The 5877-nt window shown below is 52.0% G+C and carries 6 protein-coding genes and 1 riboswitch; of the genes, 2 read left to right on the forward strand and 4 right to left on the reverse strand.

What is annotated here, in order from left to right; translation table 11 throughout:
- Positions 1–358: 358 nt before the first annotated feature.
- Together murI and btuB are read right to left on the reverse strand one after the other, a co-directional pair.
- On the reverse strand, positions 359–1210 hold the full coding sequence (gene murI, locus ABDW13_RS23065; RefSeq protein WP_343554836.1) for a glutamate racemase: 852 nt from the start codon (positions 1208–1210) through the stop codon (positions 359–361).
- Positions 1155–3032, reverse strand: a complete 1878-nt coding sequence (gene btuB / locus ABDW13_RS23070) for a TonB-dependent vitamin B12 receptor BtuB (RefSeq protein WP_343554837.1) — start codon at positions 3030–3032, stop codon at positions 1155–1157. The genes murI and btuB overlap by 56 nt, the downstream gene beginning before the upstream one ends.
- 68 nt (positions 3033–3100) lie before the next feature.
- Positions 3101–3283, reverse strand: a riboswitch (cobalamin riboswitch).
- A 103-nt stretch (positions 3284–3386) separates the two neighbouring features.
- Between btuB and trmA the strand changes: the two genes are divergently transcribed.
- Positions 3387–4490, forward strand: coding sequence for a tRNA (uridine(54)-C5)-methyltransferase TrmA (gene trmA / locus ABDW13_RS23075; protein ID WP_343554838.1), 1104 nt, complete (start codon positions 3387–3389; stop codon positions 4488–4490).
- A gap of 36 nt (positions 4491–4526) precedes the next feature.
- Here trmA and ABDW13_RS23080 read toward each other — a convergent pair whose 3' ends face one another.
- Both ABDW13_RS23080 and fabR read right to left on the reverse strand, forming a co-directional pair.
- Entirely contained in the window at positions 4527–4883 is a 357-nt protein-coding gene (locus ABDW13_RS23080) for a YijD family membrane protein (RefSeq protein ID WP_343554839.1), read from the reverse strand.
- A gap of 18 nt (positions 4884–4901) precedes the next feature.
- On the reverse strand, positions 4902–5546 hold the full coding sequence (gene fabR / locus ABDW13_RS23085; protein WP_013510972.1) for an HTH-type transcriptional repressor FabR: 645 nt from the start codon (positions 5544–5546) through the stop codon (positions 4902–4904).
- Between the two features lie 194 nt (positions 5547–5740).
- Here fabR and ABDW13_RS23090 point away from each other — a divergent pair.
- Positions 5741–5877 (forward strand): FAD-dependent oxidoreductase (locus ABDW13_RS23090; protein WP_343554840.1); only part of this gene is annotated, 137 nt, incomplete at its 3' end.

Here is a 5877-nt window from a genome sequence, read left to right on the forward strand (position 1 = left end):
TCTGTAAAACGTCATAATGAATTTCATTATGTGTTCACTCGTGAGACTTGATATTTTTTACGTCCGGAGACGCTGATATCAATCCTGCGAGTGCCCACACAGATTGTCTGATAAATTGTTAAAGAGCATGCCGCGATTTCTCTAGCGGCGCGGGATGCGTATATTACGCTTTCCGCATTCTCAGTCAAGCATTTATTTTTGCTTTTCTGAAGGTTGCCGTTAAGACCACCTCCTGAACACTTCGCTTCGTAAGCCGTTGTTCCGTGTCAGTGGAGGCGCAGTATAGGGATTTCTTTGAAGCTGACAAGCGCTAAATTCAAATTAATTTCTGAATGCTGATTTTTTCAGCGAAACGCCTTTAAACTGCCAATTTTTCCAGCAATGGGAAGCCATAACGCTGCAAAACAGGTGATAATTTCATCACCTCATTATCCATACGCGTACAGAACGCTAAATTCTGTCCTGATGAAACCGCATGCGGTGCTTCATGCTCTAATAACCAAACGGTACGACGCGCAATCGCCGCGCCTGAATCCACCAAGCGCGTCCCTTCCGGCAGCACGACTTGCAGCTCATCACGTAATAATGGGAAATGCGTGCATCCCAACACCACAGTATCCGGCGGCTCTTTCATGCGTAGCCACGGCTGCACCGCGCGACGCACATCCGCCAGCTCAACATCTTCGCCATGTAGCTTGGCTTCAGCCAGCTCCACCAGCTCAGCAGAGCCGAGCATTTCGATTTTGCATTCCCGCGCGAATTGCGCCACCAGCTCATGCGTATAAGGACGTTTCACCGTACCGCGCGTCGCCAGCAATCCCACCACGCCATTGCGCGTCAGCCGCGCGGCAGGCTTGATCGCCGGCACCACACCGACAACCGGGAATTCGAAGCGCGCACGTAGCGCAGGTAAAGAAACGGTACTGGCCGAATTACAGGCAATGATCACTAACGCGAGCGGAAAACGCTGAGTGATGGCTGTCACCACCGCCACCACCCGCTCGACAATATAGTCTTCGGATTTTTCGCCATACGGGAAGCCTTCATTATCGAAGGCGTAGAGATAATGAAGATCCGGCAGTAAATGCCGGACTTCATCATAAACAGAAAGCCCACCGACGCCGGAGTCAAACACCAGCACGGTGGGTTTTAGATCAGAAGCTGTAGCTGGCGCTGAGGTAATACTCCGTTCCTGGAGTTGGATAGCCATACACTGTCTCGTAATCTTTATCGAACAGGTTGGCAATTCTACCACGAACGGTGAGCTGTGATGTGACCGGATACGAAACTGCCAGATCCCACAAACTCACGCCGCCGAGTTTCACGCGTTCAGCGGTATAAGAGTGGTTATAATCGGTATCGAAACGATCGCCGAGATAGTGATAAGTCACAGACCAGTCGAAGTCATACACCGTCCAGTCGAGTTGATACTTCACCTGCTGCTTCGCACGGCGCACCAACTGCTGATTGGTCTCAGCATCACGCGCATCGACATAATCGTAAGAAATCTGATGGCTAAGCGGGCCGGTATCGAACGATGCCGTGGCCTCAACACCTTTAATACGTACTTTATCGATGTTGTAATAGATGTAAGTACTTGGATCGCTATCAATCAGATTTTCGATGTCATTGCGATAACCCGACACGCGCCAATTGACCGGCCCGGTTAAACCTTCAAAGCCACCTTCCCACTGCTTGCTCTCTTCCGGTTTCAAATCGCTGTTGCCGTAAGAGCCATACAGCTGGCCAAGACGCGGCGCTTTATAGGCGGTGGCATAGTTCGCAAAGACGCTGTATCCGTCAACAAACTCCCAGGATGCGCCACTCTGCCAGGTGCTGTGCCAGCCAAACTGACTGTTGTCATCACCACGTAGCGCACCTTCAAGTGTTACATCGCCAAACTTTTGCTGCGCAGTAGCGTAAATGCCGGTATCGCGCAGTTCAGTGCTATTGGTGACATACGCGGTGCCCGGCTCGGTAGTCTGTTTCTGCCAGTCTATGCCACCGCTGACGGTACCTTGCCCAACCTGGAAGGTATTGCCCCATTGCAGGTTATATTGCTTACTGTCATCCAGTGTAGTCGCCGGACCATAACGACCCGTGCGCGGATCATAGTTGTAATCTTTGCTGCGGCTGTAGCTGGCAATCAGCTGAGTGGAATAGATGTCATGGTTGTAGCGCAGGCCGGTATCCCAAGTCTGGCTATATAGCTGACGAGTATCAGCTAATCCAGTGATGTTGAAGCTGCTGTCATAGCTGTAAGTGCCATCGTAGGCCGTACGATTATCGATACCGTAACCGCGGAAGAAACCACTCAACTCATCGCTAAATTGATGTTCCAGCGATCCATACAACGACTTGCTCATGAAGCCGTCACGATCTTTCTGCGCCGGATCGCCATATACGTCAGGCAAGTTGGCCACCACATCGTAGCCGCGGGTATAGGTGTAATTACCGGCCATGGTCAATCGGGTGGCATCACCCAACTGCTGCTGGGTTGAACCTTCATAACTCTGATAACCGTTCGAACCGACACCAGCGGTTAACGTTGTGCCCGGTTTATCGCGACCAGTAATAATGTTGATGACTCCGCCAATCGCATCCGAACCATACACCGCCGAACGCGCGCCACGCACATATTCGATGCGTTGCACCAGCGAAAGCGGAATCTGGCTGAGATCGGATGAACCGGAAACGCCGGCCTGATTGAGACGAATACCGTCAATCAGCACCAGCACATGACTGGAATTGGTGCCACGAATAAACAGCGAACTGCTCTGACCCATACCACCATTCTGCGCAATATCCACGCCAGGCAAACGGCGCATCACATCGGTCAGCGTTTTTGACTGCCAGCGATCAATATCTTCGCGTGTCACCACGGAAGTTGGCGCCAACACCGATGAAACCGGCTGCGCGAAACGGTTGGCGGTTACGATTTGCGTATCATTCTGCTGGGCATAACCCAATTGCGCCCAGAGCGACAACGCCGTTGCACTAAAGGCAAACAGCGAAGCATGTTTTGTTTTCATTGTATTAGCATCCAAAAGACGAAGCAGGATGCCGCAGGCCTGCGACCGATAGCACGCGATGGTCCCAGAAATTGCGACGTCACACCGGCAGGTCTTCGGGCTGAGAATCATAAATGGTGAAAAACTTCCCATCCGGCAGGACAGTGTTTGTAGATGCAATCACCACGACATTCATTTACCGCTGCGCGTCAGCTCCAGATTCACACTGGATTCCCTTTTAACTCAAGGAGGCCGGCCGACGCAGTCTACGGTCAAGAAGGCCAGACTTCCAGCCTTCTTGTATGCGCGGGGCTGGACATCAGCAGGTGAATGCCTACAATCGCCCGGCAAGCTAGCTTATTACCAGGATTAACCATGACACCCGAACAGCTCCCGATTGAACAATACGACGCGCAACTGGCGGAAAAAGTCAGCCGCTTACAAGCGATGATGGTGCCTTTTGCCGCGCCCGACGTGGAGGTGTTCCGTTCGCCGGTCAGCCACTATCGTATGCGTGCCGAATTCCGCATCTGGCATGAAGGCGACGATCTTTATCACATCATATTTGATCAACAGACCAAGCAGCGTATCCGCGTGGATCAATTCCCGGCCGCCAGCGAGTTGATCAACCAATTGATGCCAAAATTGATCGATGCGATCCGCGATAACCGTGCGCTGCGTTTTAAGCTGTTCCAAATCGATTACCTGTCAACGATGAGCAACCAGATCGTTATCTCGCTGCTCTATCACCGCAAGCTGGAAGATGAGTGGACTCTTGCGGCTAGCGCGTTGCGTGACGATTTGCGCGCACAAGGTTTCGATGTGCAGTTGATTGGTCGCGCCACCAAAACCAAAATCTGCCTTGATCGTGATTATGTTGATGAACGTTTGCCAGTAGCGGGCAAAGAGATGATCTATCGTCAGGTCGAAAACAGCTTCACCCAACCCAATGCGGCGATGAACATTCAAATGCTGGAGTGGGCGCTGGATGTCTCGCAGGATTCGCGTGGCGATCTGCTGGAACTCTATTGCGGTAACGGCAACTTCTCGCTGGCGCTGGCGCGTAACTTCCGCCGCGTATTGGCTACGGAAATTGCTAAGCCATCAGTAGCGTCGGCGCAATATAACATTGCCGCCAATGAAATTGATAATGTGCAGATTATTCGCATGGCGGCGGAAGAGTTCACTCAGGCGATGAACGGCGTGCGCAGCTTCAATCGCTTAGAAGGTATCGACCTGAAGAGTTATCAATGCGAAACCATTTTCGTCGATCCACCACGTAGCGGGCTGGATGACGAAACGGTGAAGATGGTGCAAGCCTATCCGCGCATCCTTTATATCTCCTGCAACCCGCAAACGCTGTGCGATAACCTCGCGGTTCTGGGAGAAACGCATGACGTTACGCGGCTGGCGCTGTTCGATCAGTTCCCGTACACCCATCATATGGAATGCGGTGTGCTGCTAACGCGCAAAGCCTAAAACAAAACGGGAACCCTGCGGTTCCCGTTGTTGTTTTTAGCTCTTGCTCTTTGCGCGGCGGAAACGCATGCCAATCCAGAACACCAGCGCCACCATCAGAATGGTGGGGATAAAGTTGGAACCGATATCCGGATATTCGGCACGCACCAGTGCGCTATACACCAGAATCCCCAGCAAGAAGAACGCCGCCGCCAGCGAAGGCATACCATCCGGCATATTGCGGTTGAGATAGCGCTGATGCAAACACCAGGCCGCGAGGCCGAGCGCAATCAACGGAAAGATCGAAAAGGGAACAAACGTACTAAACAAGACCGAAAACGAGCCATTGATGGCTAAGCCGGTGATAAAAGCCAGTAATAGCGTTCCTTTATCGCGCGGATTTTGCTCACTCATTTCATTATCCTTATCACATTACTCTTCGGGTTTTTCCAGGGTAACCGCCAGACGCTCTTGCTCCCGGCGATACCAGTAATAAGCACCTTTAGCGATCATCCGCAGCTGCAGCACCAGGCGATCTTCCAGCTTACGCCGCTGTTCGATATCGACATCCAACGCTTCGGCACCGGCACTGAACACAATGGTCACCATGGCTTCAGCCTGCGCTTCGGTAAAACTGCGCGGCATGCGGTTTTCCAGCTCAAGGTAATCGGCTAGCTCAGCAATAAAGTGCTGAATTTCCCGCGCGACTGCGGCACGAAACGCCGCCGATGTTCCTGAACGCTCGCGTAGTAAGAGCCGAAAAGCGTTGGGATTGTTCCCGATGAACTCCATAAAAGTTGCTACAGAGGTTTTGATGATGCTGCCGCCTTTGGCGATCCGCTGGCGCGCCTGGCGCATTAACTGGCGCAACATCAAGCCACTTTCGTCAACCATGGTTAAACCCAGTTCATCGACATCGCGAAAATGACGGTAAAACGAGGTCGGCGCAATGCCTGCTTCACGTGCGACTTCACGCAAACTCAGGCTGGCAAAACTCCTTTCTGCACTTAACTGACTAAAGGCTGCTTCAATCAGTGAACGTCGTGTACGTTCTTTTTGCTGCGCTCTAACGCCCATTTTCCCGGCCTTTTAGGTGATTTGGCAGGCACTATAACAAACTTTTCAGCGTACAGCGGCGCAAAGTTTGTGAGCGTCTATGTACCTCACGCTTTGTCAAACTTCAGCAATTTACGCTGTTAGAATTCAGATGTGCGCGGCGAGATGTTAGAATCTCGTTGTAAAAATGTGATAAAAAAATAGGACGTACTGGTATGCAAAAGTCTTACGATTACGATGCCATTGTGATTGGCTCCGGTCCGGGCGGCGAAGGTGCGGCGATGGGGCTGGTGAAGCAGGGAGCGCGTATTGCAGTGATCGAACGCTACCACAACATCGGCGGCGGTTGTAC

This window comes from Pantoea sp., from assembly GCF_039594315.1.
Classification (GTDB): Bacteria; Pseudomonadota; Gammaproteobacteria; order Enterobacterales; family Enterobacteriaceae; genus Pantoea.

Excerpts from the sequence above, each read along its gene's own strand:
- murI (WP_343554836.1), bottom strand. The coding sequence starts at position 1,210 with ATGGCTATCCAACTCCAGGAACGGAGTATTACCTCAGCGCCAGCTACA.
- btuB (WP_343554837.1), bottom strand. The coding sequence starts at position 3,032 with ATGAAAACAAAACATGCTTCGCTGTTTGCCTTTAGTGCAACGGCGTTG.
- trmA (WP_343554838.1), top strand. The coding sequence starts at position 3,387 with ATGACACCCGAACAGCTCCCGATTGAACAATACGACGCGCAACTGGCG.
- ABDW13_RS23080 (WP_343554839.1), bottom strand. The coding sequence starts at position 4,883 with ATGAGTGAGCAAAATCCGCGCGATAAAGGAACGCTATTACTGGCTTTT.
- fabR (WP_013510972.1), bottom strand. The coding sequence starts at position 5,546 with ATGGGCGTTAGAGCGCAGCAAAAAGAACGTACACGACGTTCACTGATT.